This is a genomic window from Paraburkholderia bryophila (assembly GCF_003269035.1).
GTDB classification, from domain to species: Bacteria; Pseudomonadota; Gammaproteobacteria; order Burkholderiales; family Burkholderiaceae; genus Paraburkholderia; species Paraburkholderia bryophila.
In genome coordinates, this window is record NZ_QLTK01000014.1 from 1 (window position 1) to 25,923 (window position 25,923).

General features: G+C 61.9%; 30 protein-coding genes. 19 read left to right on the forward strand and 11 right to left on the reverse strand.

All coding sequences use genetic code 11. The features are described 5' to 3' along the window. Positions 1-114 precede the first annotated feature (114 nt). The 10 genes from BX591_RS20050 to BX591_RS20095 all read left to right on the forward strand — a co-directional run bounded on the left by BX591_RS20050 (position 115) and on the right by BX591_RS20095 (position 6,900). A complete protein-coding gene (locus BX591_RS20050) occupies positions 115-888 on the forward strand; it encodes a DUF2875 family protein (RefSeq protein WP_244147071.1) in 774 nt (257 codons plus the stop codon). Between the two features lie 42 nt (positions 889-930). Beyond that, complete coding sequence (locus tag BX591_RS20055) at positions 931-1,191, forward strand: PAAR domain-containing protein (RefSeq protein ID WP_111933061.1); 261 nt, start codon at positions 931-933, stop codon at positions 1,189-1,191. Between the two features lie 285 nt (positions 1,192-1,476). Beyond that, entirely contained in the window at positions 1,477-1,926 is a 450-nt protein-coding gene (locus tag BX591_RS20060) for a hypothetical protein (RefSeq protein WP_146749794.1), read from the forward strand. A gap of 35 nt (positions 1,927-1,961) precedes the next feature. After that, the gene (locus BX591_RS20065) at positions 1,962-2,393 is read left to right on the forward strand and encodes a lysozyme inhibitor LprI family protein (protein ID WP_146749795.1); all 432 of its coding nucleotides are present in this window, start codon (positions 1,962-1,964) and stop codon (positions 2,391-2,393) included. A 186-nt stretch (positions 2,394-2,579) separates the two neighbouring features. Then, a complete protein-coding gene (locus tag BX591_RS20070) occupies positions 2,580-3,077 on the forward strand; it encodes a hypothetical protein (RefSeq protein WP_146749796.1) in 498 nt (165 codons plus the stop codon). 204 nt (positions 3,078-3,281) lie between these two features. Continuing rightward, positions 3,282-3,623: a PadR family transcriptional regulator gene (locus BX591_RS20075; RefSeq protein WP_105506100.1), complete on the forward strand. Its 342-nt coding sequence runs from the start codon at positions 3,282-3,284 to the stop codon at positions 3,621-3,623. Next, positions 3,620-4,792, forward strand: coding sequence for a DUF1700 domain-containing protein (locus tag BX591_RS20080; protein WP_111933065.1), 1,173 nt, complete (start codon positions 3,620-3,622; stop codon positions 4,790-4,792). The genes BX591_RS20075 and BX591_RS20080 overlap by 4 nt, the downstream gene beginning before the upstream one ends. A 57-nt stretch (positions 4,793-4,849) precedes the next feature. Next, the gene (locus tag BX591_RS20085) at positions 4,850-5,647 is read left to right on the forward strand and encodes a BPSS1780 family membrane protein (RefSeq protein ID WP_111933066.1); all 798 of its coding nucleotides are present in this window, start codon (positions 4,850-4,852) and stop codon (positions 5,645-5,647) included. 43 nt (positions 5,648-5,690) lie between these two features. Then, entirely contained in the window at positions 5,691-6,383 is a 693-nt protein-coding gene (locus BX591_RS20090) for a cytochrome b/b6 domain-containing protein (RefSeq protein ID WP_111933067.1), read from the forward strand. A 133-nt stretch (positions 6,384-6,516) separates the two neighbouring features. Beyond that, entirely contained in the window at positions 6,517-6,900 is a 384-nt protein-coding gene (locus tag BX591_RS20095) for a hypothetical protein (protein WP_111933068.1), read from the forward strand. 74 nt (positions 6,901-6,974) lie between these two features. Here BX591_RS20095 and BX591_RS20100 read toward each other — a convergent pair whose 3' ends face one another. Next, positions 6,975-7,451 (reverse strand): hypothetical protein, encoded by a 477-nt coding sequence (locus tag BX591_RS20100; protein WP_111933069.1) that lies wholly within the window; start codon positions 7,449-7,451, stop codon positions 6,975-6,977. A 128-nt stretch (positions 7,452-7,579) separates the two neighbouring features. On the opposite strand from BX591_RS20100, the gene BX591_RS20105 reads away from it, so the two are divergent. Together BX591_RS20105 and BX591_RS20110 are read left to right on the forward strand one after the other, a co-directional pair. Next, positions 7,580-8,272 (forward strand): NnrU family protein, encoded by a 693-nt coding sequence (locus BX591_RS20105; protein ID WP_111933070.1) that lies wholly within the window; start codon positions 7,580-7,582, stop codon positions 8,270-8,272. Positions 8,273-8,383: 111 nt separating this feature from the next. After that, positions 8,384-8,827 carry an SRPBCC family protein gene (locus tag BX591_RS20110; protein ID WP_111933071.1) on the forward strand — a complete coding sequence of 148 codons (444 nt, stop codon included), beginning with the start codon at positions 8,384-8,386 and terminating at the stop codon, positions 8,825-8,827. Positions 8,828-8,896: 69 nt separating this feature from the next. Here the strand turns inward: BX591_RS20110 and BX591_RS36170 are convergent, their stop codons facing one another. From BX591_RS36170 to BX591_RS20120, 3 genes are all read right to left on the reverse strand, one after another. After that, positions 8,897-9,172, reverse strand: a complete 276-nt coding sequence (locus tag BX591_RS36170; RefSeq protein ID WP_146749797.1) for a hypothetical protein — start codon at positions 9,170-9,172, stop codon at positions 8,897-8,899. Positions 9,173-9,513: 341 nt separating this feature from the next. Then, complete coding sequence (locus BX591_RS20115) at positions 9,514-10,761, reverse strand: EAL and HDOD domain-containing protein (RefSeq protein WP_167444588.1); 1,248 nt, start codon at positions 10,759-10,761, stop codon at positions 9,514-9,516. A 361-nt stretch (positions 10,762-11,122) separates the two neighbouring features. Beyond that, positions 11,123-12,007, reverse strand: a complete 885-nt coding sequence (locus BX591_RS20120) for a LysR family transcriptional regulator (RefSeq protein ID WP_111933073.1) — start codon at positions 12,005-12,007, stop codon at positions 11,123-11,125. A gap of 128 nt (positions 12,008-12,135) precedes the next feature. Between BX591_RS20120 and argC the strand changes: the two genes are divergently transcribed. Beyond that, positions 12,136-13,062, forward strand: a complete 927-nt coding sequence (gene argC / locus BX591_RS20125; protein WP_111933074.1) for an N-acetyl-gamma-glutamyl-phosphate reductase — start codon at positions 12,136-12,138, stop codon at positions 13,060-13,062. Between the two features lie 51 nt (positions 13,063-13,113). Here the strand turns inward: argC and BX591_RS20130 are convergent, their stop codons facing one another. Beyond that, on the reverse strand, positions 13,114-13,851 hold the full coding sequence (locus tag BX591_RS20130; protein WP_111933075.1) for a helix-turn-helix domain-containing protein: 738 nt from the start codon (positions 13,849-13,851) through the stop codon (positions 13,114-13,116). A gap of 116 nt (positions 13,852-13,967) precedes the next feature. On the opposite strand from BX591_RS20130, the gene BX591_RS20135 reads away from it, so the two are divergent. Further along, positions 13,968-14,585, forward strand: a complete 618-nt coding sequence (locus BX591_RS20135) for a YebB family permuted papain-like enzyme (RefSeq protein WP_111933076.1) — start codon at positions 13,968-13,970, stop codon at positions 14,583-14,585. Between the two features lie 124 nt (positions 14,586-14,709). Then, on the forward strand, positions 14,710-15,150 hold the full coding sequence (gene yiaA / locus BX591_RS20140; RefSeq protein WP_111933077.1) for an inner membrane protein YiaA: 441 nt from the start codon (positions 14,710-14,712) through the stop codon (positions 15,148-15,150). 40 nt (positions 15,151-15,190) lie between these two features. Here yiaA and BX591_RS20145 read toward each other — a convergent pair whose 3' ends face one another. The 5 genes from BX591_RS20145 to BX591_RS20170 all read right to left on the reverse strand — a co-directional run bounded on the left by BX591_RS20145 (position 15,191) and on the right by BX591_RS20170 (position 19,704). Next, positions 15,191-15,733, reverse strand: a complete 543-nt coding sequence (locus BX591_RS20145; protein ID WP_111933078.1) for a DinB family protein — start codon at positions 15,731-15,733, stop codon at positions 15,191-15,193. A 351-nt stretch (positions 15,734-16,084) separates the two neighbouring features. Further along, positions 16,085-16,672: a peroxidase-related enzyme gene (locus BX591_RS20155; RefSeq protein ID WP_111933079.1), complete on the reverse strand. Its 588-nt coding sequence runs from the start codon at positions 16,670-16,672 to the stop codon at positions 16,085-16,087. Beyond that, positions 16,669-17,226, reverse strand: a complete 558-nt coding sequence (locus tag BX591_RS20160) for a carboxymuconolactone decarboxylase family protein (protein WP_111933080.1) — start codon at positions 17,224-17,226, stop codon at positions 16,669-16,671. The genes BX591_RS20155 and BX591_RS20160 overlap by 4 nt, the downstream gene beginning before the upstream one ends. A gap of 19 nt (positions 17,227-17,245) precedes the next feature. Then, entirely contained in the window at positions 17,246-18,727 is a 1,482-nt protein-coding gene (locus BX591_RS20165) for an NAD(P)-binding domain-containing protein (RefSeq protein ID WP_111933081.1), read from the reverse strand. Next, positions 18,724-19,704, reverse strand: a complete 981-nt coding sequence (locus BX591_RS20170) for a LysR family transcriptional regulator (protein ID WP_111933082.1) — start codon at positions 19,702-19,704, stop codon at positions 18,724-18,726. The genes BX591_RS20165 and BX591_RS20170 overlap by 4 nt, the downstream gene beginning before the upstream one ends. Positions 19,705-20,052: 348 nt before the next feature. Between BX591_RS20170 and BX591_RS20175 the strand changes: the two genes are divergently transcribed. From BX591_RS20175 to BX591_RS20190, 4 genes are read left to right on the forward strand one after another with little or no spacing between them, the layout of a single operon-like run. Next, on the forward strand, positions 20,053-21,282 hold the full coding sequence (locus tag BX591_RS20175; RefSeq protein WP_111933083.1) for an ABC transporter substrate-binding protein: 1,230 nt from the start codon (positions 20,053-20,055) through the stop codon (positions 21,280-21,282). Between the two features lie 40 nt (positions 21,283-21,322). Continuing rightward, positions 21,323-23,146 carry an ABC transporter permease gene (locus BX591_RS20180; RefSeq protein WP_111933084.1) on the forward strand — a complete coding sequence of 608 codons (1,824 nt, stop codon included), beginning with the start codon at positions 21,323-21,325 and terminating at the stop codon, positions 23,144-23,146. A gap of 13 nt (positions 23,147-23,159) precedes the next feature. Then, complete coding sequence (locus tag BX591_RS20185; protein WP_111933085.1) at positions 23,160-24,068, forward strand: ABC transporter ATP-binding protein; 909 nt, start codon at positions 23,160-23,162, stop codon at positions 24,066-24,068. Between the two features lie 60 nt (positions 24,069-24,128). Continuing rightward, positions 24,129-24,869 (forward strand): ABC transporter ATP-binding protein, encoded by a 741-nt coding sequence (locus BX591_RS20190; protein ID WP_111933086.1) that lies wholly within the window; start codon positions 24,129-24,131, stop codon positions 24,867-24,869. Between the two features lie 76 nt (positions 24,870-24,945). On the opposite strand, the gene BX591_RS20195 is transcribed toward BX591_RS20190, so the two are convergent. Beyond that, positions 24,946-25,752 (reverse strand): VOC family protein, encoded by an 807-nt coding sequence (locus BX591_RS20195; RefSeq protein ID WP_111933087.1) that lies wholly within the window; start codon positions 25,750-25,752, stop codon positions 24,946-24,948. Positions 25,753-25,923: the final 171 nt, after the last annotated feature.

Here is a 25,923-nt window from a genome sequence, read left to right on the forward strand (position 1 = left end):
CTGAGAGGCCACAGTACGTTTCTTTTTCATGATCGGCATATCCATGATATTCATCCTTCATGATATGCCTCGCCCACAAAATCACGGATAGGTCCTGAGCGACCGGACAGTTACGTGGCGTTACTTGTAACACGCAAGGATCGGGTCGATCGGATGATTCGACCGTACGTGGTCGAGGCTCCCGAGAAGCTTGACAACACCAAAACACACTACGACGTGATTAAGCTCTGGAATTATTTCTGGGCGCAGCAAAAGGCCTATCCAGCCCCGTCCGTCGGTGTATATGAAATGCCATGGGACTACTGGCAAAGCAAGCTGCCGGAATTCTGGAAGACCACACCATTGAAGATCCCGCACGGCTTCAAACCGAACCCCTGGGTCCCAATACCATGGACCACATGGCAGTTAACGGAATACGACAACTGGCCAGTACTCGCGTATCTGCATCAGCCCGTACGAATCGATCTAAGCAACAACCACGGCGAACCACTCAAAAAGGGCGAGCGCATCGAAAAACTGCGTGAAGGTTGGCAGCAGGCGTTAGGCACCCTCGCTCCCAACAACCAGCCCGGCCGAATATTCCACGACACTGGCATGTCGACGAACAATCTCCCATTGCTCATCCAGGCCCTTCACGACAACCCGCAGCACATCGATCTGGACGACCCGAAAGACGCGTTCGACACGCAGCGCCGCATCGGCGGCGATACCGGCACGAGTTCGACGTGGGTACAAATGACGCTCGCACTGATGATGGGATACAGCGACGGCAAAACAAACGCGCTCATCAATCTGCGCGATCCACTTCATGCGAGCATCGTGATGGTGTCACCGCCCGACCAAGCGTCGCGCGAGGCGAATCCACAAACATTCAGCTGGGATTTCTAGGCAGCGATGCCAGGCTGTCATCAATCGCAACGAGAGAAATGGATGAGAAAAAACCGATACATCGTCGAAGGCGACACTCACAGCCACGGCGGCCAGGTGTTGTCCGGCGCCCCGCACTCCCGCATAAAGGGACGTGCCATTGCACGCCTATACGACCCGGCGATCTGTGAGATTCACGGCCCGACCTACATCGCCCGAGTGTCCGGCAATGCGCGCTTCGCAGGACAACCGGCCGCATGTGATGGCGACGAACTCGCGTGCGGTGCGCGCCTCATCGCCAGTCAAGTGGAGACGGGTGGCTGACGATCATGCATGAGCGTGTCCGACAAACGACTTGATTAATCAAGGTTTGGTCGCGAAATCCTTGTCGACTAAAGGACGATAAAACAATGAAGCCACCGAAATTGATGCTAAATGAATCAATTTTGGTTTTTACACGCCCATCGTCCACGCCATCGTGCAAAATACCCACCCAGCCCAATAGCGGTTTTAAAAAACGATCGCAGCCTTACCCCGCGCAGCGAAGGGCAAGATAAAACCGGCCTGATATCGACTACGAGTCCAATTTTCAATTCGAGAATTCCAGCTATGAATACCCTATCCCAGCCCAACGGACCGCAACTGACAATACGCGGTAGCCGCTTTGCGATGCCGGCCTTCGGCGCCACGATTCTGATCATTCTCGGGTGCTACGTCTTCCTCGCGGCGTCGAACCCGTTCATGAGTTTTGGCACGGTTTTGATGACCTTTTTTACACCGTTGATCGCGCTGATCAGCATGAACCTCACCACCCGCGCAGTTTTTTATGACGACCGGTGCAAGGTGGCGCGCATCGAGATTTTTTACGAGAACATCGTGTTTATCAAGCGGGGCCGTTTTCTTCTCACGATCCACTACAACCGCCCGAACGAAGCCCGTGCCAAACCACGTAGAGCGTCACTTTCGTTCTGGGAGATGCGCCGTCATGAGCAGGATAAATGTCTGGAAATCTTGCGGCAGAGCCTGACTGAAAAAGCGGTTTTGAACTCGACTTTTTGAAGTCGTTTTCGCTTTATTCCGGACATCGTCCTCGCTTGAAAGAATCGGAGCCTTCGTTGCGCCTACACCGGTACCTCACCCTCTCATTCGCCCTCGTCACTGCCCTGGTGTCGATGTCCGACGCGTCCGCACAGGAATGCAAGCCGAACGACGTCTCGGACCCTTGCGTTGAACAGGCCACTCAGCGCGAATACGAAAGGGCTGATCGCGATCTGAATGCGATATACAGTCAGGTGCTGCGAAAGGTATCGGTGCCTAAGACCGAGTATGTCGACTATCCGGCGTTGAAGGTAAAGCTCGCCGAGGCTCAGCGCCAATGGATACGCTTTCGCGATAGCGAATGCGACGCCTGGTACAAGGTGAACGAAGCGGGGACGGGGCGTAACGCATTTCAGTCGAACTGCCTGACGCAGCGCACGGCGGACCGTACGCGAGAGCTCAAGGCCTGGTTGGAATATCTGCCCTGATCAAACCAGAAAATGCATCAGGCCCGACCCAACCGCCAATGCACAATAGATAACCCGATTCCATTCACACCCCCGATATTTCGGAGTGAATAAACATCCCGCACAAACGCCTAAATAAATTGACATGTAATAAGATCGCCGTCGCAAAGAACAATTTATAACTCACGCGACACGGACATACCCTGTATGAAATCTGTCATCTTCGTAATAATCGCAAGTTTCTCGGCCGCTGCAATGGCAGGTCAAGGAATGAGTGAATTCATGGTCACGGGAAAAAACACCGTCAACGTGACCGGCGCCAACGGCGGTCACGACGGCGGCCAGGATCCGAAACGTGAAGAGTTGTCGGTCTCGGTCGTAGGCCCAGCCGGGCCGATTACGGACGCAAAATGCTCGCTGTCCAACGACAAAGGCGACTGGTCCGTCACCGCGCCCGACACCGTCACGGTCCGCCGCTCCGCATCCGCGCTCAAGATCCGCTGCGAAAAAGAAGGGTTCGCGGCGACTGAAGGCGCAATCGAAGCCACCACGGCCAAAATCGAGCCCAAGCATTTCCGCTTCGGCACCGATGCCGGCGGCGACGGCGGCGATGACGACGAGTCTTCGCTGATTACCGTCCCGCAGTATTTGCCGTCGCTCGTCATCACGCTGCACGAGAAAGGCGCTCCCCAGTCAACGAACTAAACCGCTGCCCACAGCGCCGCGCGAAGCTTTGCTTGGCTTCGCGCGGTGCTCAATCGATCCATCGGCCGTCTCCGGCCCGTGCATAAAAAGATACCTTGCATTGAACGGTACCGGCTGCTAGAGTACCTACCAACAAACGCGGAAACTACCTCCCGCCAGTGCATAACAAGGTACCGTGCTATGCACGCAACAAAATGGCTCTGAATGAAAACCCAGCTTAAGAAGGGCACCCTCGACATGTGTGTGCTTGCCGTCCTCGCCGGCGGCGACAGTTACGCGTACGAGATTGTCTCGACCCTATCGGAAACCATGGAAATCAGCGAAGGCACCATTTATCCGCTGATGCGCCGGCTCCAGGCTGAAGCGTGGGTCACCACGTACTTCGTCGAATCCAGTTCGGGGCCGCCGCGCAAGTACTACACCTTGACGAACGCCGGCCGCGACAGTCTCGCGGAAATGCAGGACGAATGGCGCAGTTTTGTCGATGAGGTTAACGGCGTGCTGGCTCTATCCCGCATGCCCTCAGGAACAGGGGAACAGGAATGACGCAGGAAGAATTTATCCAGAAGCTCCGCGTTGAACTGGGGAGTCTGCCGAAGCACGTCGTGGACGAGATCGTGGCCGACTACCACGAGTATTTCGGCGACGCGATCGCCGCCGGCCGCAGCGAAGCCGACGTGGTCGCGGCGCTCGGCGACCCGATCAAACTGGCGCGCGAACTGAAGGCGCAGGCCACCTTGCGTCAGTGGGAAGCACGCCGCTCGTTCGGCAACCTGGCCAAGGTCATCGTGTCGATCGCCGGGCTCGGCTTGTTGCAGTTGTTGCTGCTGATTCCGTTCATGTTTTATCTCCTGATGCTGACGGTGGGCTACGCCGTGTCCGGCGCGCTTGCCGTCACCGGATTCGTGACGGTCATCGCGCTCGGTAGTCATCATCTGGTGGGGTGGCCGTCGTTCACGTCGCTGCCGTTTAACTTCGAAAGCGACGAGGTGAGCCACGTCAGCGCCAAATCGAACAGCAAGGCAGCGGACAACGACGACGATGAGGATGAGGATGATCAAAACGCGGCGTCCAGCGCTGACGACGCCCGTCTTGCGAAAGTGGACATGAAAGTATTCAGGGTAGTGGGCGACCGTTTCTTTCTGCGTCCCGACGACGCCACGCGAATTTCGGTGGTAACGGTTGCGGGCCCGTTGGACATCAAGAATCACAACGGCAAGCTGAAGATCGACTCGGTCGGCGGTGGGCGCGATCTGTTCAAGATCGAGGCAGACGGTTCATGGTCGATCGCACGCGCCGACATCGTCGCACTCGATTTGAAAGATGCCGACGGCGACCATGTGTCCGTCGCGCGCATTGGGAGCGATCCGAAAGCCATGGCGTGGGACGTGTCGAATCACGGCGACCGTTTGTCCTTCGTACAAGGCGCGGGCGGCCAACCTAAAAGTTTGTCGGTACACAGCGGCTCGGATTCGGTGGTGATCGATCGTGATCACATCGCGATCAGGAACGGCATCAATGACGTGATGATCTTCGGACCCCGTCATTCGAGCATCGGCGTGATGATCTACGGATTCGCGATGCTGTTGGCCGGTGTTTTCGGTTTGTTTTTGTGTGTGTGGCTGACGCGCATGACCTGGCGCGCGCTGGCCCGCTACGTTCAGCGGCAACTTGAGGTCATCACCACCCGGCTGGAAGCAGGGCACGCCTCCTGATCAGGGCGGCGCGGGTGACTCACGTCTGTCTACTCATTCCGTAACAAGGACATGGTCATGAAAACGCACTATTTGCACGACTCGGCAGTCCCAAACGGCGCACGCAATGCGCAAGGCTCATGTGTTCCGAACGCGCGTGTGATCGGCATGTCGAGTGTCGCGCGCTGGCTCGAAGAGGGTGTGCGCATGGCGCGCGTGCGGCCGGTGTTGTGGCTTGCGGCGGTGCTGGCCTGTGCCGATCTGGCGACGCTAGTGGACTTCGTACCGTCGTTGCTGATGCTGGGCATGCTCGTCGCGCCGATCGCGATGGCAGCGGTCGTGCTGATGCAGGAGCACGCGGATAATGCGCCACGTTGGTCGCTCAGCGAGACGGTTGCGCTGGCCCATGCGCACCGGAACCCCTTGCTCACGGTCGGCGCGTGCTGCGTTGCCGCGACGTACGTCGGTCGATGGATTTTGTTCGCGGCATTCCATGTGAGCGTGAAGGCATCCGTTGCGGCGAATGGCGTGCATGCGCTGACGTTCGCTTACGCTACGCACACGGGCGCGGACAACGCACTGGAGCCGCTGTTCAATGTGGTGCTGCATGCGGTTCCGGTCGCGCTGCTGTGGTTCGCCCCGGCGCTGGTGGTGCTGAATAACGCTTCGCCAGCGAATGCGATCGTAGCGAGTGTGCGTGCCGTGCTGCGCAATTGGCCCGTCGCCTGTTTGGGTGTCTTTGCGATCGTCGCCAGTGCATCGCTGGTTCCTTTCGTACCGATGCTTGCGCGCGCACTGATCGTGACGCCGCTGGCCACTGCGCTGATCGTCGTGTCGCTGTATGGTAGCTATCGTGATGTATTCGGCGAGCGATAAAACGGCCTCGCCCACTCAGCCATAGGCACGCGAGAGTTAATACGTGAATCCCGATCCGCCACTCAGTGCAGCGCAGCAGTCTGCTCATCGAGCGGTCGTTGTTTGGGATTTACCCGTCCGTCTGTTCCACTGGTCCGTGGTAGTGCTGGTCGTCGCAGCCTACGTCACCATCCGCTTGAACTGGATGGACTGGCACGTCCGGATCGGCGAAGCCTTACTTGCGCTGGTGCTGTTTCGTTTGCTATGGGGTTGCTTCGGCAGCGAGACCGCGCGATTCCGCAGTTTTTTGGCTTCGCCCGTTGCCGCGCTGCAGCATCTGCGGCACATGTTGCGCCGCGATCGAGACGTGCAGGTAGGCCACAATGCCGCAGGCGGTTGGATGGTTTTACTGCTGCTCGCTTTATTGCTGACGGAAACGCTCACCGGGCTCTACGTCTACAACGATGTCGCCGACGTGGGCCCCCTTTCCGAATGGATGCCCGCACCGATCGCCAATGCGATTTCCACGCTGCATGCCGTCGTATGGGACGTGCTGCTGATCGCCGTCGTGCTGCACGTGACGGCCATCCTGCTCTACGCGGCCGCCAAGGGGCACAACTTGTTGCGGCCCATGCTGACAGGCCGTAAATCGTTGCCGGCATACGTCCGGGCGCCGCGCGTGGCGTCGGCGGCGCTGGCGCTGGTATTGCTGGCTATCGCGGCGGCCGTGGTCGTGGCGCTCGCCACCTATCTCTGACGCTGACGCGCGCGTTCTGCCCCAGTGCGTCATTCCGCAGGTCGACCGAACGCAGCGCAAATAAGGCATCAATGCCAATGGTTGCGCGTCGACGGTCATGCTAGGATTTCTGCAAACAACTCCGGAGACAGCTATGCCGTTCATCTGCGAAAACGTTGAGTGTCGCGCCGTGCTCGCTCGCGGGCAGGTCAAGCCTAAGCGCGAAGACAACGGGTGGTGTTTTTACTGCCCGGACTGCAGGGCAAGGAATGCGTTGAACGATGTGGGTGTGCCGGGCGGTTCTCTGGAACTGGTTCAGCCAGAGCGCCCCGGTCTGCCTCACAAGGTCATTGCAACGGCCAAACCACTGGAAGAGGGCGGCTATGCGGCGCAATTGCGCGTCCAGCGCGCGCTAGGTACCAGGGGCACGTACGCGGTGGAAGAGCACTGGGATCAGCTCGGTGTCTTCCTCAATGCGCAAGAGGCCGTCGCGCATGCGAAGACCGTCGCGGCGGACTTGCTCGAGAGGAAAGCCTAGCCCTGATTGAACGCCGGATTCCGCCGCGCGTAGCGCGCGCGGATCCGGCGCACGCCAGGCGCATGAGCGGTTCCTTAAGCGTCGACGGCAGCCAGCCTGACAAACAGTCGGGCCGCTTCGTTGCCGTGAGATAACGCGCGCAATGCTAGCGTGAGCGCCAGCTGCGCGTCGTGAGCGACTGCGCCGCGATCCTGATCGAAAAGTTTGACGGCGTGGCGCATATGCTGCGCTGCCTGCAGGTGGAGTTCCGCTGCCGCCGCGTGCTGTTTCGCCGCCGCGCCAACCACGCTGGCATGGCTGGCGCCCGGGGCGGCCGAGGCGGGTGTTGTCGGCGGTGCGCCGGTACTGTGCGCGCCGGCCTCGTGGGCCTCGTCGATGGCTTGCAATGTATGGCCGTGGGCCATCATCGCCTGATGCGCGGCGTGTGCATGATCCTGATCCTGACCCTGAGCCGTGTCGAAGTGCCGCGACGCTCCGTGGTGATATCGCGCTGCCTGTTCGTGATGTGAGGCCGCCGCTTCGAGATGCGCTTTCTTGCTGTGCTTGTTCATACCGGCTCACTCCGATAACGACCGATTAGAAGACGCAGTGGCGGGTCGGAAACCACTCGTTGCAAATGTACACGCACTTGCATCGTCTATAACGTTTTCATCGCGTGGAAAACCCGAGGAGCAACGCCATGGACAGCACCCAGGCAGTGGCAGTGGCGGCGGTCGCCTTTGTGGGCAGCCACTTTCTTCTGTCTCATCCATTGCGCGGCGTATTGGTTCGTGCAATCGGCGCAGCGGGTTTCCAGGGTATTTATTCGCTGGTGGCATTCGCGACCCTCGGCTGGCTGATTTGGGCCTATGTGAAAGCGCCTTTAACGTCGCCGTTCTGGCCGGTTGGGGACGTGCTTTGGGCCGTGGTCACCGTCGTCATGTTGATCGCGTCGATTCTCCTGATGGGCTCGTTGATCCGCAATCCGGCGTTGCCCACCATGGGGCAGCCGGGCGCGTTTCCCGAGGTCGCGCTCGGGGTATTCGCGGTAACGCGTCATCCGATGATGTGGTCGTTCGCTTTGTGGGGGCTGTGCCATATCGCGGTGTTTCCGATCGCGAAGAACATGATTCTTGGCGCGGCGGTTATCGTTCTGGCGCTTGTCGGCTCCGTCATGCAGGACCGCAAGAAGGAGCAGCTTCAGCCCGAACAGTGGCCGGTGTGGGAGTCGAAGACGAGCTATCTGCCGTTCGCCGCGATCGTTGCGGGCCGTGCGCGGCTCGGCGGGTTCGGCATGCACGCGCTGATGGGTGGGCTTTTTGTGTGGCTCGCGGCAACCTGGGCGCATGGGCCGCTCAGCGGATTTGCCGCGGGTATCTGGCACTGGCTCTAACCGCCGTCGCCGCACTGCCGGGTTTTCCCTGGCCAATAAATTTGTCGATAACGATGCCGCGGATTCGTCGTACGGGTATGTCCAACTTTTTTAATGAAAGGCGAACACACCATGACTACCGGAACCATTCATCTGCACCGCGTCCTGCACGCGACGCCCGAGCGAATCTATCGCGCTTTTCTGGATGCCGATGCGAAAGCGAAATGGCTTCCGCCGTATGGTTTCACCTGCAAGGTTCATCATCTGGATGCGCGCGTGGGTGGCACGTACAAGATGTCTTTTCACAATTTCGGCACGGGTGAGGGCCACTCGTTCGGCGGCGAGTACATTGAACTCGTGCCGTTCGAGAAGATTCGCTATACGGATCGATTCGACGATCCGAATTTGCCCGGTCAGATGACGACGACGGTTTCCATTCGGCAGGTATCGTGCGGGAGTGCGCTCACGATCGTGCAGGAAGGCGTGCCTGAAGTTATTCCCGTGGAGATGTGCTATCTCGGCTGGCAGGAGTCGCTGGCTCAATTGGCGACGCTGGTCGAGCCGGTGATTCCTTGAATGCGTGATTTCGCACGCAGGCGGGCGGGCAAATCGTGAGGCCGCCATCAGGCGGCCTCGACGGTTTGCTCACCGTGTCGAGATGCTACGCGTCAACAGCAACCACAGGCGTGCCACCACCGCACGCATGCCGTTGGCCGATGTTGTTCCCGCGGTTGTCCGCGAATTGTCCTTGGCCACGCGCACATTGAACGCGTAACTGTTCCGCTCTTCCTGCATTGGAAGAGTCCAGTACTCGTACGGATACAACATCCGGCTGAGGCGAAAATGCGCATCGCGCCTGTCGTCATGCCATTCGGTATTGGCGTCTGCATACCTTGTCAACTTTGGGCTTCTTTCGTCCATGATGATCTCCGCGAGTAATGCCGATCACGGAGACGCCACAAACAAAAAAGGCCTCGTCCGTATTACGGCGAGGCCTTGTAAGCTGCGTGTCTACTTGTCTAACGCGTACAGGCCCCCCGTGGCATATCCGAGCGGATTGCCATTTGGCGGAACATTGCGAAAGAGAAGAAGTTGAGCGTCAGCATGGAATCAAGTTTCTTTGCAATTGCAACGCGTGTCAACACTTAACTGCTGTTCGACCGCTAGCGATGTTGTCGGAAGTAGTCACCGATACTTCAAGTTCCCGCGTCGATCCACCTCGCCGGGTTATCGGCGTGCACCGTTCGAGCGGCGGACAACTTTCAATACACCTCGATCATCTTCCGCGACTCTTCCGCCGAAACAGCCAGCCGTTGCAGCCCTGCAATCGCCGCCTCTCCCTCGCCACGTTCGAGATGCCCCGCAATCAGCAGCAATTCGCCGAGCACGCCGCCGCCGTCCAGAATCGCCCCACGGATAGAGTCGGACACCGGCAACTCGTCGACGAAGTTGCGCAACTCCATGTGATACGCAATATGCAGTAGCGACAGCATGCCGGTGAGATAAGCCGTGGCGAGCAGCGGGCGCGACGCGTCCGGCAGCAGGTCGATGGCCTTCTCCATGAAATGCGCGCGCCGCTGCGCGAGCAGCACGAGCGGATCGTCGTCGATAGGCAGGCCGTCGCGATTGGCGTAAAGCAGCAGCCCGCACCAATGCAGCAACCGGCGGCTGCCGGCGATAGAGAGCGCCTGTTTCAACGACGAGATTCGCTCGGCCTTGCCATTGGGTTGCTCGCTGCTATTGGCCAGCCGCAGCAGTTGCGCGACCAGCATGGGCGTTTCTTTCAACGCCCGCGCAATACTGCTCAACGGCGCGTCGCTGCCGACCAGATCGAACACGCGAAGGATCGCCTTGACAGGCGGCATGGCGCGCTTGCCGGAGAAGATCTGCGGCTTCGAAAAATAGTAGCCCTGCAGCAGATCGCAACCCAGTTCACGGGCCAGTTCCGCGTCCTCCACGGTCTCGACCTTTTCGGCGAGCACGACCTTGCCGGCACGTTTGAATTCGGCGACCAGTTCCGGCAAGGCGTCGCGATCCACGAATGGCCAGTCGATCTTGACGATATCCACGGACGGCAGAAACCAGCGGATTTCGTCGGTCATGCCGCGTACGTCGTCGAGCGCGATCTGGAAGCCCGCGCCGCGCAACTCGCTGCAACGTCGCGCGAGATTCGCAGTCAGTTCGACCGACTCCAGAATCTCCAGCACGAATCGGGAAGCCGGCAATACATTCGGGTAGTCCGAGAACAGAAAATCATGCGGGCAGTTGAGAAACGCGGCCTTGTTTCCGACCAGACGTTCGAGACCGATCGAGCCGACCGCACGTTGCACCACCGCCGTGGTGCAACGCAAGTCGTCGTCGATGCGGCCGGCGCCCGTGGGCCCGTCCCTGAAAAGCAGTTCGTAAGCGACCACGCGGCCGCCCCGGTCCATGATGGGTTGCCGGGCCACGAACACGGCCGTATCGCGCGGTACGGCGATTTCAGTAGGTACGCTGCTGACTGTGCTCATTCCGGTTTCCATTTCAGGCAATGTCCCGAGTACATCGTTATTGCCACTCCCGAAAGAGAGAATTCGGTGCCGCGGAGTTAAATCTTTCCATCATATTCTGAATTCGGTTTTCGCCGCGCGTAGGTTGACATCGGCCAAATACCGGTCGCGCGAGTGGTGGGTCAATTCGGTAAAAGGCTAGATTGTCACCGATTCGCGGAACGGCGTCGATTAGCGCTTTGTAGCTGACCCTTTACACAATGCAAACGGCATATTACAAATCCGTGCTGACGGGGCGCATTATCCGCGACCGACATTCATGATATTCACGTCGCGCTGAATATCCTTGAATGCCGCAGCCTGTGAAAATATCGCTCAATCGCTATCTCAGCCGCAGATCCCACAGTACGTCGAGTACATGCCGCGTTGACCGCTCGACATGTCCGGCGCGATGCGCAATGCCGAGTTGGCGCCACAACGCGGGCCGCAGCGGACGCATGACGATACGCGTATCGAGCAGCGGCGTGGTGGCTTCATGAGGCAACAGCGCCGCGCCGTAGCCGGCGGCCACCAGACTTTTGATCGCATCGTTGTAATTGACCTCGATACGCGGCGCCGGATGCTGCCCGCCGTTCGCGAACCATTCGGCGGTCAGGCGCGAGAGGCGGGTGGTGGCGTCGTTGAGAATGAGCGGCTGAGCGGCGAGCCAGCTGGGCGTGACGCGCGCCGGGCACGGCCACTGAGCCGGCACGAAGGCCATCACCGGGTCGCGGCGCCACGGTTTGATCACGAGCCCCGCCACGGGCGACTGCGGTAGCGCGACGAGCCCCACGTCGAGCGAGCCGTCCGCGAGTCGCGTCAGCGTTTCCTGCGAGGTGAGCACGGCCACCTGCACGTCGATGGCGGCGTGCTGCTGCCCCAGCACTTCGAGCGCCTGCGGCAACAGATGCGCGATCGCGCCCGTCGACGCACCCAGCCGCACGCGGCCGGCAAGGCCCTGCACCTGGCGCTGCACCTCCTCGAGCGTGCGTTCCGCGTCGTCCAGCAAGCGGCGTGCTTTCTCCACCAGCGATTCGCCAATCGCCGACGGCCGTACCTGACCGCGTTTGCGCGACAGAAGCGGCGCGCCGATGCGGCTTTCCAGTTCCGCGATGTGCAGGCTGACGGTGGGCGGCGCGAGGTTCAACGCGCGCGCCGCTTCCGCAAAGGAGCCGCGCTCGGCAATCGCCACCAGCGTGCGCAAGCGGTCCAGACTGATCTCTCGCATGGCGGTTTTCCTCGTTCAGAAAAACTGAATATCAGCGTCATGAAATTCAACTTTCCCTATTCTAGCTTCACGGGGAAGATAGCGGTTCCGGACTGAACCGTTCCCTACACCACGCGAGAATTGCAGATATGAGCGCTCCCCTTGTTTTCATCGACGGCGACCAAGGCACCACGGGGTTGCAGATTCACGAGCGGCTGAGCGGCCGGACCGATCTGCAACGGCTCACGCTGGCGGCCGCCGAGCGCAAGAATCCGCAGCATCGCGCGCAGGCGCTCAACGCGTGCGACATCGCGATTCTCTGTCTGCCCGACGCCGCCGCGCGCGAAGCGGTGTCGATGATCGTCAATCCCGCCGTCAGGGTGATCGACGCGAGCTCCGCGCATCGCACGCGGGACGGCTGGACCTATGGCTTTCCGGAGATGACGCAAGGGCAGGCAGAGTGCATTGCGGGCGCGCATCGGGTCACGAATCCGGGGTGTTATCCCACCGGGGCGATCGGCCTGTTGCGTCCGTTGTTGCAGGCGGGCCTCGTGCCGCGCGATTACCCGTTCGCTATCCACGCGGTGTCCGGCTACTCGGGCGGCGGACGTGCCGCCGTGGAGGCGCACGAAAAACCCGGCGCGACCTCGCCGTTGCCATTCCAGATCTACGGCCTGGCGTTGTCGCACAAGCACCCGCCGGAAATTCAGCAACATGCGGGGCTCGCGCATCGGCCGCTTTTCGTTCCCGCTTATGGTGCGTTCAGGCAGGGCATCGTGCTGACCGTGCCGCTGGAATTGCGTCTGCTCGCAGCGGGTGTGGACGGCGCGACACTGCGCGATTGTCTCGCGCGGCACTATGCCGGCGCGGCTCACGTGCGAGTTACGCCGTTGGCGGAATCGCAGGGGTTGACCCACCTCGATCCGCAAGCGCTGAATGACACCGACGACATGCAGTTGACGGTATTCGCCAACGAGGAGCACGGCCAGGTGCTGCTTGCCGCCGTGTTCGACAACCTCGGCAAGGGCGCCTCCGGCGCGGCCGTCCAGAACCTGAATCTGATGATCGAACGGTGACAGGCGCATCCATTTATCGAAAAGCGCTCAGGTGTCCGCACGCGCCGTGCGTCACGCCGCCCGCCGGAGTTTTCTGAACACTTCGGGTTCCCACACGCGCATGGCCAGAAGCAGGGCGGTGCCGCGCTTTTCCGTCAACGGGGCGGCAGACGACTCGTTGTGAAGCGCGGCCAGCTTGCCGCGTAACTTGCGCATTTCCACCTGCAGTTGCGTGTAAGCCGCTTCGGTCAGCATGCCATGCGCGAAGTCCATCGACTCGTCCGGCACGTCGAAGCGGCTCGCCATGAAGTCGGGCAGACCCTGCTCCAGAAACAGCGATCGGATCGGGCCGTCCTGCAACCAGTCGAAGTCTCGCGCCACCAGCAGGCGGATCCGGTTGCCCGGTTTCAGATCGGCAATTCCCATGCGGTCCAGCACGAGAAGATGTTTGATGCACTCGGCTTTCGACAGTCGATAGGCCGACACGATGTCTTCCAGCGACCAGTGGCTCAGCGCACAGATCGCCACCAGCAGCAGCTTCTCGTTCGAGACGAGCTGCGCCTCCTGTTCGCGCGTGAGGACATGCAGGCGCGGAATCGACGACTCCGCTTCCTGTAGCAGTTCGATCAGCGTGACGCCGAGTAGGTCGCAGATCTGCACGAGGCGATCCACCGACAGACTCTCCCCGCCGAACAAACGCTTGACGCTGGGTTCCGACAAATCCAGCGCCAGTGCGACGTGGCGATAGGTTAGTCCTGCTGCCTTGAGTTGCTGCTTGATGGTGGCGATGAGCTGACGGGTCTCGGTCATGAGAGTATTGGATTTCGATACCAAAGGTATCAGTCTAAGCAATTTTAGAACGAGAAGATGCGATATTCGCGACCGTCCTGCATACTGCGCTTCATCGAACGAGTGAGGAGATCAGCATGTCGAGACCAGCGGTCACCACGTCGCCGGCCCCTCTGCGCGTGGGCGACCTGGTTTTCATCCGCGTCACCGCGCGGCCGTTCCTTGAAGTGGCGAGCGCCACGAACTGCTGGACGAACCACGTGGGTATCGTCGTCGACGATCGCGGCGACGATCCTCTGATTGCGGAAAGCACCTTTCCTTTGGCGCGCACCACGCCGATGACACGCTTTGTCGAACGCTCCGAACATGGGCGCCACGCGGTGGCGAGACTCGCCATGCCGCTCGACGACACGCATCGCCACCGCTTGATCGAGGCGGCAAAGCGCCGCATGGGCGCGTTCTACGACACGGGCTTCAATCTGAATTCGCGCGGGCAGTTCTGTTCCCGCTTCGTGCGCGAGGTGGTTTTCGAGGCGACCGGGACTCAGCTCGGCGAGGTGGAGACTTTTGCGACGCTGCTGCGCCGTCATCCCGATCCGAAGCTGGCGTTCTGGCGGCTCTGGTATTTCGGCCGGATTCCGTGGCACCGGTCCACCGTGACCCCGGCGAGTGTGCTTCGAAGCCCGCATGTGCGGATTGTGTGCGACGCCCCCGAAACAGCGCCTGCGGCTTTCGATAACGAGAAAGAGCGGTAATTGAGCAATAGACCGCGCTGAACGTAGTAATCACTCTTTCTCATGCAGGCGCAATAATTTTTTGCGGTCACGTCTGATTCGCGTTACCCTTCGAACAAATTAATCGACAAAAGGAGAGTTTTTTATGGACCGTTCCACGCAACAGCCGTCTTTCGCATTCGTGGCCGCCTCATGGGGCGCATTGCTGGCTGGATTCTGCGCGTTTCTGCTCGGCCTGTGGAATGCCAGCATGCAACTCAACGAGAAAGGTTATTACTTCACGGTGCTCGTGTTTGGTTTGTTCGCGGCGATTTCACTGCAAAAGAGTGTCCGCGATCGCGTAGAAGGCATTCCTGTGACAGCGATTTACTACGGGCTGTGCTGGGTTTCGCTTCTGCTGTCCATTCTGTTGCTTGGCGTGGGGTTGTTTAATGCCACGCTGGCGTTGAGCGAAAAAGGCTTCTACGGCATGGCGTTTATTCTCGCGTTGTTCGGCTCGGTCGCGGTGCAGAAGAATACGCGCGATATCAAGGCCACCAAGCCGCAATTCGCGGACGTCGAGCAGGCTCAGGGTACGCCCGAATAAGGGCAATCGCGTCGCGCCCGTCCAGCGCGCGACGCGTCGATCATTTTTCCGCGACCACGTCGTGCAGCCTGCGCGAAGGCTCGCTGCGATGAAGATGCACCGCATAGGTATCCCACGGCAACTGCAGACTCTGCGGTGAACTGGCTGCAACCTGCTTCATGATCCGGCCTGCTTCGCCGCGATGATAGCCGCCGTGGATAACCACGTGGGTCAGCATCTCTTCGCGGGTCATGGTTCCGCTATCGCCGTCGGTAAATGAAAATGGAATCGACTGCGAGAGCATGGTGGGCGTGACGGTTTCCGCATACTCCAGATACCAGTTGTCTATCGCCGACAGTTCCTTGCGCAGCGTGTCCAAGGAAGGCGTATCTGGTGTGTTGTCCGCGGCGAAACCATGACTGTTGCCCGCCAGATGAGCGGCGAATATCTTTTCGACCACCAGACAGTGATTCATCAGCCGAACGGTGATATGCCGTTCTTCGGCATGATGCGCGGCGTCGAGCCCTTGCATGGCGTCCAGAATTTCCTTATTCGCCCAAGCCTGATAGCGGAGCATCTTGAGTAAGAGACTGGCGGCACTCATGGGGATTGTGTCCTCGTTCGAATAATGGGTGGGTTTCAGCTCCATTATTTTCGGAGAAGCGCTGCTTGTCCACTCGCATTCGCAGTTCAGTTCAAACACCGCAAAAGGCCGCGCTGAAGGCACGCTTTATTGTTTCGGTGCGAGTCCGCGTCGCGGCGGGCGCTCACGTTTCGACGCCACGCGGTCTGCCCGATCTTCAATCTGCTCAGGAACCCGCAGACGATCGTCGGCGAGTTGCAGCATACGAAGCTGTCGGCCAATTGAAACCGGCGGGCTACGTGGCGACGTAAAGCGCCGGGACGTATCCCGCCGTTGCTGCCGAGTCCATTGCCTCGCGAATTCACCGCGCGGTTACTGCGGGAAGACCGGCTCGCCGAGCGTCAGCATCAAGCGATTCGCCCACGCGAAAATCGCCACCGTGTGGCTCAGATCGAGAATGGCGGCCGGCGTCAGACCGACCTCGCGAAGCGCATCGAGCGAGTCGCGGCCGATTGCGTCGGGCTGCAACGTCAGATCGATTGCGAAACGCACGATCGCGCGTTCACGCGCCGTCGTTCCCGCTGTCGCGGGATCCGCGAAAACCTGGTCGATCACATCGTTGCGCCGTGCCAGTTGCGTAAAGCGCTGCGCGTGGACCGACGCGCAATACACACAACCATTCACGCGCGACACGACCGTGCTCGCCAATTCCCGCTCGGCGCGCGACAACCCGCCGGGCGCATACATGATGCTGTTGAATGCGCCCGAACGTTGCCGGAGTATTTCCGGTTCGTGTACCAGTAGCAGGTAGTAATCCGAGGTCTTCGCTTTCGGATGACTCGTTTCGAGCACGGCGGTTTGTTCAGGGGACGCGTTATCGAGCGTGACCGTGTCGAGCCATGCGGTCCAGTCGAGCGTCTCGGCGGTGAAGCCGTGCGGCTTATGCGTTGAATCCGTCATGCGTTTTGCTCCAGTGCCTGCAATGCCTTGAGGGCGGCGACGACGCGCACCTGGTACGACACGAACGCCACCAGTTGCGCGAGCGCGACGATGGCCCGCGTGCCAAGGCCGGCCGTGACCAGCGTGTTCAGTTCGGCTTTGCCTGCCGCGGCCGGTTGGGTGATCAACGCTTGCGTGTGCGCGAGGATCGCGCCCAGTCGGGGATCGTCGGTCGCCACAGCGGTGACGCCTCTGGTTTCGATGGCAGCCAGCCGTGCGCTTACGTTTTGCGCCGTGTCGCCGCTCGCGGCCAGCAAGCGCTCGCGATACGCCGGGGCGGCGGCAACGGACGGCGTCAGGAATGCCGCGTACCACGCCGCATACAGCCGTTCGACGAGCGTCAGATCGGCCACGTCCGGTGAGAACAGCGCGTCGTGGCTGGCTTGCGTGTAGCGGGTGGCGTCGGCGCGCGCGGCGCGCAGCGCGGCGACGCTGCCGCTCGCGTCCAGCCCGGCGAGTTGCGACACCAGGTCGGCGGCGAGCGGTGGGGAGTGAGCGAAAGGTTCGGTTGACATGATCGATTCAGTGGGGAGGTCAGGGGGCGGTTGCCGTTGCATCGGCGTCGGACCATTCGTCGCCGTTGAGTTCGGCGGTGTCGAACGCGAGCAGGGCCTCGTAGTGCCGTTCGCGATCCGCGTCGAACAGCATGGCCGCAATGGCGCGCGCGAGGCGTTGCGCACCATCGCTGATGGCGGGAATATCGCCGGCTACCTTGCCGTGTGTCAGGCTCGCCGCGTGGTTGAAGCAATGAATCCGCGAGAGCGCGTAATCGGTAGCCGGTTCACGCGACTGAAACGCGAAATTGCGGTCGAGATCCGGCGACGACGCCAGCTCTTCGTTCGCTAATCCATCGGGATGCGTATAACGATCGCGCCAGCGCCGCACCCGCGGCGCAATGGCCGAAAATTCCGCGCGCGTATCGAGCTCCGAATGAAAACCGGTCGCGAAGATCAGAAAGTCGACCTCGTACCCGCCCTTCGGCGTCTCGACCCGCAGCGTGTCGCCTTGCACCGTGACACGCTCCAGCGGACTGCCGAGATGAAAGCGTGCGTGTTCATGGCGCGACACACGTAACACGCTGTCGCGTGGCGGCGGCGTTTGCGACTGCGCGGAATAGTGCAGAAAACGCCACTTCCATTCGTCCGGCAGATGCAGAAAACCGTGCACCAGCCCAGGGCTGCCGATACCGGTGAGCTTGTTGATGCGTGGCAGCGCCGCACGCCGGATAAACAGATCGACGCTCGCCGCACCCGCTTCGAGCGCGCTCGCCGCATTGTCGAACGCGGAGGCGCTCGCGCCGACTACACCCACGCGACGGCCGCGCAACGCGGCGAAATCGATCTCGTCCGATGAGTGCGCGTACAACCGTTTCGGCAACGACTGCGCCACGTCCGGCATGAACGGGCCGCCCAGACCTTCGCGCCCGGTTGCCAGCACCACATGACGCGCGAGCACCCGCTCGTGCACGGCGTGCGCGCCGGACACGACGTCGAGTTCGATCAGGCCGTCTTCGCGTGTCGCGACGCGGACGATGCGCGTCTCGTTGCGCACCGGCAGATCGAGCACGCGCCGATACCAGCGCAGATACGCCATCCATTGCGTGCGTGGAATCTTGTAGAGCGCCTCCCATTGTTCGCGGCCGAATTGCGCCTCGAACCACGCGCGAAACGTCAGCGCGGGCAAACGCAACGCCGGGCCGGTGAGTTGTTTCGGCGAGCGCAACGTCTGCATGCGGGCGTAGGTGATCCACGGCCCTTCGCGTCCCTCTGCCGCCTGATCGAAGATGCAATGATGGTGAATGCCGAGCAGGCGCAGTTCAGCGCTGGCCGTGAGCCCCGCCATGCCGCCGCCGATAATCGCGACATCGAGCACACGCTGCGTATCGACATGCCGCGCCGGCACCCACGCGGGCGCTGGCAGTTCGAGCCACGCGAGATCGTCGCGCAGACGCGCTTCGAGCGCGGTGAGTCCGGCGGACGTCGGCGCCGGGTCGGGTCGTGCGGCGGACGTCGTCATGCCGGCACTCCTGTTGGATGAGGTTGAAGGGGGTGGGCGCCGCGCGCCATCAGCAGATCGTGGTGCGACGCCGGGTGCTGGACCGCATCCGGCAACAGGTCGAGCGAGACCCGCACCAACGCGTCGATCAACGCGCGCGCGTCGGCGCCGAGCGCCTTGCCGGGCAGCGTGACGACGCCGTAAAGAAACGGAATAGCCGCAGCGATGGGTCGCACCACGGTGCCGTCGATCCGCGTACCGAATGCGGTAGCGGGATCGACGAGCGCCACGCCGAGTTGCGCCTGAGCCGCCATCACCGCATTCAGCGACGCATTGGTTTCGAGCGCGATGCGCGGATGCAGGCCGGCTTCGTTAAACGCCGCGTCGATCCGGCGCCGCAGACGGTAGCGATTGGCCACCGTCACCAGCGGATGCTTCGCGATCTCAGGCAAGGTCAACAGATCGTGGCCTGCCAGCGGATGCGCGTCATGCAGCACGGCCACGCAAGGTGCTTCGAACAGATAGTGAATGTCGAGCGTGGCGTGGTCGAGCGGCAGCGTCGCGATACCGAGCTCGACGGTTCGCGCCAGCAAGGCCTGCACGACGTGTTCCGCAGAGGCACTGCGCAGTTGCACGTCGAGCGGCGTGTCGCGCGTGGCCAGCGCCGCGATCGCGCGTGGCACCAGCGCGGCGCCGAGCGCGGGCGTGGCGGCGATCCGCAGCGGCGTGGCCGCGTCGGCGCCGATCGCCTGCGCGCTGGCGCGGATCGCGGCGAGTCCGACCAGCGAGCGCTCCACTTCGTCGTAAAGGAGAAACGCGCGCTGCGTCGGCGTCACGCGCGGCCCTTTGCGATCGAACAACGCGTAGCCGATCTCCTGTTCGAGTTCCTGGATCATGCGCGTAATGACGGGCTGCGAGCGGCCGACGAGGCGACCCGCGCCCGTCATGCTGCCCGCCGACATCACTGCTGAAAAAGCCTCGAGATGATGCAACTCCATCGGTCGATCCGTGGTTCCGTTCATGTCTGCGGTGCATTGTAGGGGCCGGTGAATGCGAAATTCTTATAATAAATTGGGCTATACAAAGCAGGTTTTTAACCATTGCCAGCGACGTATGCGCCGCAGCCGGATCATGAATCGCATTCGGGAAATTCGATAAAACCCTTGAAATACAGGTGCTTTATGAACGGATGGCCAGCCCGCGAGCACCCCGGAGAAGCGTGTCCACGCGTCGGCCTCATAAGCTTTTCTTCAAACGGGGAATAAGGTTCGACGCTTATCTTCGTTGGCCCGTTTCCTGGCGACATGGTTTCATCGTTGGACTCTATTTCAAGGTGTGAGACCAGCATGGCGATTGTCGGAAAGCAAACGGGAACTCAGGCGCACACGTGGCGCGGCAGGGGGCGCGCGTTAGCGACGCTGGTGGCGCTGGTGGCGACAAGCGTAGTCGGCACGTTCGCCCCGGCGAGCGAGGTGATTGCTGCGAACGCCACGAATACGGCCGCCGAGCCGTATTGGGTCGGCGTGACCGGTCCGTTGAGCGGACAGGATGCGCAGTACGGCGAGCAGTGGAAGCGCGGTTTCGATCTCGCGCTGGAGCAGATCAACGGCAACGGCGGCATCAACGGTCATAAGCTGCGATACGATTTCGAGGACAGCCGCAGCGATCCGCGCCAGGCGGTGCAGATTGCGCAGAAGTTCGTCGACGACAAGCGCATTCTGGTCGAACTGGGCGATCTGTCGAGCGGCGCCTCGATGGCCGCTTCGCCGGTTTATCAGCGTGGCGGCCTGGTGCAGTTCGGCTTCACCAATTCGCACCCGGACTTTACGAAGGGCGGCGACTATATGTGGAGCACGGCGATCAGCCAGGCGGAAGAGCAACCGATGCTGGCGCACTACGTCACCACCGGTCTCGGCTTCAAGAAAATTGCAGTGCTGTATCTGAACACCGACTGGGGCCGCACCAGCAAGGACATCTTCGCGAAGGCGGCAAGCGCCGACGGCGCGCAGGTCGTCGCCGCCGAAGGGTATCAACCGAACGAAAAGGATTTTCGCGCGACGCTCACGCGCATTCGCAGCGCGAATCCGGATTCGATCGTGCTGATCTCCTACTACTCGGACGGCGCGCAGATCGTGCGGCAGGCGCGCGCGGCCGGCGTGCATGAGCCGATCGCCGCGGTGGGTTCGGTGTATTCGCCGAAATTCCTCGATCTGGGCGGCGCGTCGGTGAACGGCGTATTCACGGAATCGAATTTCTTCCCCGGCGATCCGCGTCCGGAGGTGCAGAGCTTCGTCACGCGATACCGCGCGAAATATGGCGCCGATCCGGACACGTTCGCCGCGCGCGCCTACGACGCGATGATTCTGGCGGGCGAAGTGATTCGCCGTTACGGTGCGAATCGCACGGCCGTCCACGACGGGTTCGCGAAAATCGACAACGTACCGAGCGTGATCTTCGGCACATTCCGTTTCGATCCGCAAACGCGGCGCGTGGCGGGCGCGAAGAATCTCGAACTGGTCGTGAAGGACGGCAAGTTCGCGCTGTGGGACGGCGCGCGTGCGGCGCGCACGCAATGACGGCTTCGCGGGTAGTGACTTCGAACAGGAGTGAACGGCGATGAGCGCCTGGTTCGACTACACGATCAACGGGCTGATCGTCGGCAATATCTATGCGTTGCTGGCGGTCGGACTCGCGCTGATTTTCGGCGTCTCGCATCTGATCAATTTCGCGCACGGCTCCGTGTACATGGTCGGCGGTTTCATCGGCTGGCTGTGCCTGACGCGGCTCGGCTGGCCGCTGCCGGTCGCCTTGCTCGCCACGCTCACAGGGTGCGCGTTGCTCGGCATGCTGATCGAACGCATCGGCCTGCGGCCGCTGCAGGGCGCGGCACGCATCGCGCCGTTGCTCGCGACGATCGGGATCAGCTTCGTGCTCGATCAACTGGCGCAGATCGTGTTCGGTCCGGACCCGCGTCCGGTGCCGAGCACGTTGCCGGACTGGTCGATCTCGATCGGCGGCGCGACGCTCGGCTCGCTCGATCTGCTGATCGCCGCCACGGGTATCGGCGCGGCCGCCGTGCTGTACGTGTTTCTGCGCTTCACGCGGCTCGGCTGGGCAGTGCGCGCGACCGCGCAGGACCGCGACGCCGCGCAGCAAATGGGCGTCAACGTGCATGCGGTGAACCGCGCGGTCTTCGCGATTGCGTGCGGGCTCGGTGGCTTGAGCGGCTTGTTGGTCGGCATGTACTACAACAGCATCGACCCCGCCATGGGCTTTCAGGCGACGCTCAAGGGCGTGGTCGCGCTGTTGATCGGCGGCCTGGGCAACGTGCCCGGCGCGATCGCGGGGAGCCTGTTGCTGGGTCTCGTCGAGAGTTACGGCGTGGCGTTGTTCGGCACGAGCTACCGGGACCTGTTCGCGTTCGTGTTGCTGCTGGCGTTCCTCGTCTGGCGGCCGAACGGTCTGTTCAGCTCGAACCGGCGTTTGCCGCCCGAGCCGTTGACCGGCACGTTTCTATCGTTTGGCCGCGCGTTGCGCGTGCCGCGTAGCGTGTTGATTGCGGTGACGTTGCTGGCGTTCGCGCTGCCACTGGTGGCGCCGTCGCCGTATTTGCTGCAAACGCTGACGAACGGCTGGATCTATGGGTTGCTCGCGTTGAGCCTGACGCTGGTGGCCGGCACGGTCGGGCAGATTTCGTTGGGACATGCCGCGTTGCTGTTGATCGGCGCATATGGTTCGGCGTTGCTGTCGGTGAATCTCGGCTGGTCGCCCGCGTTGACGATTCCGCTCGCGGGCGTGATCACGGCCTTGCTCGGCACGCTGTTGATCTATCCGTCGTTCCGCTTGCGCGGCCACTATGTGTCGATTGCCACGCTGGGGATCGGCGAGATCGTCGGGCTGGTCGTGCTGAACTGGGACAGCCTCACGCGCGGGCCGATCGGCATCACCGGTATTGCGCCGCTCTCGCTGTTCGGCTGGCAGGTGACCAGCGCACGCTCGGTTTACTGGTTCGCGCTGGCGGTGCTGGTGGTGCTGGCCCTGTTGCAGGTTCGTCTGCTGCGTTCGCATCTAGGCCGTACATGGCGCGCGATTCGCGAGGACGACGTGGCGGCGCGTGCCTACGGCGTGCGGCCGAATCGCTACAAGGCGATCGCGTTCGCGTGCGGCGGTTTCGCGGCGGGGATCGGCGGTGCGATCGCCGCGCATCTGTACAGCTACATCAACTATCAGACCTTCGATTCCCAGGTGTCGATTCTCGCGCTGACGATGGTGATACTCGGCGGCCTGGGCAGCGTGGCCGGCGCGGTGGTGGGCGCCGTCGCACTGATCAGTCTGCCGGAACTATTCCGCTTCGCGGCCGATTACCGGATGCTGATCTATGGCGTCGTGCTGCTTCTGCTGGTGCGTTTCCGGCCGCAAGGTCTGTTCGGCACGGCATGAGGACAACGACATCATGAATCGAAACACGGAAACCGCTCGCGACATTCTGTTCGACGTGCGCCGCGTGACGCGCCGTTTCGACGGACTGACCGCGGTGGATGGCGTCAGCCTCTCGGTCGCGCGCGGCGAATGCGTCAGCGTGATCGGGCCGAACGGCGCGGGCAAGTCGACGTTGTTCAATCTGCTGACCGGCATGGATGTGCCGGACGAAGGCGAAGTGCGCCTCGACGGCGAAGACGTGACGGGCACCTCGCCGGAACGTCTCGCGGCTCGCGGCGTGGCGCGTACGTTTCAGCATGGCCGCGTGTTCGGCAACCTGAGCGTGCTGGATAACGTGCTGATCGGCGCGCACTCGCGGCTCGCGCTGACGCGTCCCGGCTGGCCGGTGGTCGGCGCGTTCGCCGAAGTGGCGCGCGCGCTTGTCAGGCCGGCCTCGGTGCGGCGCGAGGAAGAGGCGCTACGCGCGGATGCCGAGGCGATCATCGCGCGTTTCGGCACGCGCTTGACGCCGCGCATCGATCAGCCGGCGCACAGTCTTTCGTATGCGAACCGGCGCCGCGTGGAAATCGCACGCGCGTTGGCGTTACGGCCGCGCATGGTGCTGCTCGACGAGCCGACCGCCGGCATGAACGAATCGGAGACGGCCGAAATGCTCGAACTGATTCTGGAACTGAAGCGCGACGGTCTGACGATCCTGCTGATCGAACACAAGCTCGATCTGGTGATGCGTTTATCGGACCACGTGATCGTGCTCGACGACGGCAAGAAAATCGCCGCCGGTTTGCCCGACGACGTGCGCAACGACCCCGCGGTGATCGAGGCCTACCTCGGCCACCGGCAGGTCGGCACGCAAGGCGGACGCAATGAAAGCATTGCCACGGCGCCGCACGAGTCTGCCGTTATCGCCGCACAGCATGGATGACGGCCCGCGATCAGCCGACATGAGCACTCCCTCACCGTTGCACCAACCAACCGCTTCGCCATGACAGAACCGCTTCTCAAACTCGACCGGGTCGATACGTATTACGGCCAGATTCAGGTCCACTTCGGCGTGAGCCTCGAAGTGCCGCACGGCGAGATCGTCAGCTTGCTGGGCGGCAATGCGAGCGGTAAATCGACCGCGATGAAGATCATCCTGGGTTTGCACCGGCCGCGCTCGGGCACGATCAGCTTCGACGGCGAGCCGATTAACGGCTTGCTCACGCCGCAGATCGTGCGGCGCGGTATCGCGTCCGTCCCCGAAGCGCGCCGGCTGTTCGGCGATATGAGCGTGCGCGAGAATCTGCTGATGGGCGCATTCACGCGACGCGACCGTGACGGCATCGCGCAGGATTACGAGCGGATGCTGGAGCTGTTTCCGCGTGTGAAGGAGCGACTCGCGCAGCGGGCCGGCACATTGTCGGGCGGCGAGCAGCAGATGCTGGCCATGGCGCGTGCGTTGATGAGCCGCCCCAAACTCGTCTGCATGGATGAACCGACAATGGGTTTGTCGCCGCTCTATGTCGACAAGGTGCTCGATCTGATTCGTACGCTGAACCAGCAGGGCGTGACGTTTTTCATGGTCGAGCAGAACGCGAGTCTGGCGTTGCAGATCGCGCATCGCGGCTACGTGTTGCAGACCGGACGCGTGGTGTTGTCGGGCGAGGCCGGCGCGTTGCTGGGCGACCGGCGGATTCGCGACGCGTATCTGGGTGGCGCGTTGGCGGCCGAGACGGCGTCGTGAAGGGATGGCAATGCCGTGCGTGGCTTGGCGAGGGGGGCGTTTGCGTTGTGACGCACGCACGGCGTGCTTTAGCGGATCACGTCGCCACGATCTCCAGGCGCGCGCCATGAGTTCCTTCAAGCGGCAACGCGCGCGCGAACGCCTTGTCTTGCGTGCGCAGCGTGACGCCGAAAACACCTTCACCGCGCGTCGCGAGTTGCTCGCGAAGATCATGGGCGAGAGTGCTTCGTGCGTCGTCGCCCGAAGGGGCGAGCAAGGTAACGGTCGTCTCGCCCAAAGGCAAGCTGGCAAACGCCACGCCATAGCCCGCGAGATTTCCCGCATTGACCTCCAATGAATCACCGAGCAAAGCGCGATAGCGGGCCACGCTCGCCGGCAGATCGCGCACCGCGATACTCAAACTCGACACCCCCAGCACACCGTTCCGATGCGTGCGCACTTCGCCCGGCGCCACGCGTAGATCGCGTGGTGTGAGGTCGCCGCAGAGAAAGGGCAGGTCCGGCGTCGCCGGTTTGCCGATTTGCCACGCGAGCCGTGCGCCGTCCGGCCTGATGCGTCCACCGTCGATCGGGCCTTCATAGCGCACGCCGCGCCCCTGCGCGGCCTCGATGGTCGCGGCCACCGAGCGCGGCAGCAGGGCGAAGTCGGCGAACCCGTCGCCAACCCGGTCGCCCGCATCCCACCAGCGATGTTGTGGCGCGTCCTGCAGAAACGCGATCAACTCGAAGTAGCTGCCATCCGCGAGTCCGATCAGCGCGTTGTGCGTCGCGCCGTCGGCGTGCGTGCCGCCGCGTTGCACCGTGAAGCCGAGCGAGTGGAAGTCGGCGATGGTCCGTTCCAGATCCTTGACGCGGATCACGATGTGGTCTAGCGAAAGAGACATACGAGGGAGACTCCGCGGATTGAGAGCTATCCAGTATGAGAATTCGCGCACCGCTACGCCAATAAGCTTTTGTCGATTGGATAGCGCCGCGAGCGATTTGCGCGTGCTGGTTACCGCGTCGGCAAGTGCCGCGACTCGGTGGCGAGGTTGCGGGCGGCCCGTGTGTGCCCC

Excerpts from the sequence above, each read along its gene's own strand:
- BX591_RS20155 (WP_111933079.1), bottom strand. The coding sequence starts at position 16,672 with ATGACGGATTCAACGCATAAGCCGCACGGCTTCACCGCCGAGACGCTC.
- BX591_RS20105 (WP_111933070.1), top strand. The coding sequence starts at position 7,580 with ATGGACAGCACCCAGGCAGTGGCAGTGGCGGCGGTCGCCTTTGTGGGC.
- BX591_RS20070 (WP_146749796.1), top strand. The coding sequence starts at position 2,580 with ATGAAATCTGTCATCTTCGTAATAATCGCAAGTTTCTCGGCCGCTGCA.
- BX591_RS20160 (WP_111933080.1), bottom strand. The coding sequence starts at position 17,226 with ATGTCAACCGAACCTTTCGCTCACTCCCCACCGCTCGCCGCCGACCTG.
- BX591_RS20060 (WP_146749794.1), top strand. The coding sequence starts at position 1,477 with ATGAATACCCTATCCCAGCCCAACGGACCGCAACTGACAATACGCGGT.
- BX591_RS20085 (WP_111933066.1), top strand. The coding sequence starts at position 4,850 with ATGAAAACGCACTATTTGCACGACTCGGCAGTCCCAAACGGCGCACGC.
- BX591_RS20190 (WP_111933086.1), top strand. The coding sequence starts at position 24,129 with ATGACAGAACCGCTTCTCAAACTCGACCGGGTCGATACGTATTACGGC.
- yiaA (WP_111933077.1), top strand. The coding sequence starts at position 14,710 with ATGGACCGTTCCACGCAACAGCCGTCTTTCGCATTCGTGGCCGCCTCA.
- BX591_RS20175 (WP_111933083.1), top strand. The coding sequence starts at position 20,053 with ATGGCGATTGTCGGAAAGCAAACGGGAACTCAGGCGCACACGTGGCGC.
- argC (WP_111933074.1), top strand. The coding sequence starts at position 12,136 with ATGAGCGCTCCCCTTGTTTTCATCGACGGCGACCAAGGCACCACGGGG.
- BX591_RS20110 (WP_111933071.1), top strand. The coding sequence starts at position 8,384 with ATGACTACCGGAACCATTCATCTGCACCGCGTCCTGCACGCGACGCCC.
- BX591_RS20145 (WP_111933078.1), bottom strand. The coding sequence starts at position 15,733 with ATGAGTGCCGCCAGTCTCTTACTCAAGATGCTCCGCTATCAGGCTTGG.
- BX591_RS20195 (WP_111933087.1), bottom strand. The coding sequence starts at position 25,752 with ATGTCTCTTTCGCTAGACCACATCGTGATCCGCGTCAAGGATCTGGAA.
- BX591_RS20120 (WP_111933073.1), bottom strand. The coding sequence starts at position 12,007 with ATGCGAGAGATCAGTCTGGACCGCTTGCGCACGCTGGTGGCGATTGCC.
- BX591_RS20115 (WP_167444588.1), bottom strand. The coding sequence starts at position 10,761 with ATGAGCACAGTCAGCAGCGTACCTACTGAAATCGCCGTACCGCGCGAT.
- BX591_RS20075 (WP_105506100.1), top strand. The coding sequence starts at position 3,282 with ATGAAAACCCAGCTTAAGAAGGGCACCCTCGACATGTGTGTGCTTGCC.
- BX591_RS20055 (WP_111933061.1), top strand. The coding sequence starts at position 931 with ATGAGAAAAAACCGATACATCGTCGAAGGCGACACTCACAGCCACGGC.
- BX591_RS20135 (WP_111933076.1), top strand. The coding sequence starts at position 13,968 with ATGTCGAGACCAGCGGTCACCACGTCGCCGGCCCCTCTGCGCGTGGGC.
- BX591_RS20165 (WP_111933081.1), bottom strand. The coding sequence starts at position 18,727 with ATGACGACGTCCGCCGCACGACCCGACCCGGCGCCGACGTCCGCCGGA.
- BX591_RS20080 (WP_111933065.1), top strand. The coding sequence starts at position 3,620 with ATGACGCAGGAAGAATTTATCCAGAAGCTCCGCGTTGAACTGGGGAGT.
- BX591_RS20100 (WP_111933069.1), bottom strand. The coding sequence starts at position 7,451 with ATGAACAAGCACAGCAAGAAAGCGCATCTCGAAGCGGCGGCCTCACAT.
- BX591_RS36170 (WP_146749797.1), bottom strand. The coding sequence starts at position 9,172 with ATGGACGAAAGAAGCCCAAAGTTGACAAGGTATGCAGACGCCAATACC.
- BX591_RS20180 (WP_111933084.1), top strand. The coding sequence starts at position 21,323 with ATGAGCGCCTGGTTCGACTACACGATCAACGGGCTGATCGTCGGCAAT.
- BX591_RS20170 (WP_111933082.1), bottom strand. The coding sequence starts at position 19,704 with ATGGAGTTGCATCATCTCGAGGCTTTTTCAGCAGTGATGTCGGCGGGC.
- BX591_RS20130 (WP_111933075.1), bottom strand. The coding sequence starts at position 13,851 with ATGACCGAGACCCGTCAGCTCATCGCCACCATCAAGCAGCAACTCAAG.
- BX591_RS20185 (WP_111933085.1), top strand. The coding sequence starts at position 23,160 with ATGAATCGAAACACGGAAACCGCTCGCGACATTCTGTTCGACGTGCGC.
- BX591_RS20095 (WP_111933068.1), top strand. The coding sequence starts at position 6,517 with ATGCCGTTCATCTGCGAAAACGTTGAGTGTCGCGCCGTGCTCGCTCGC.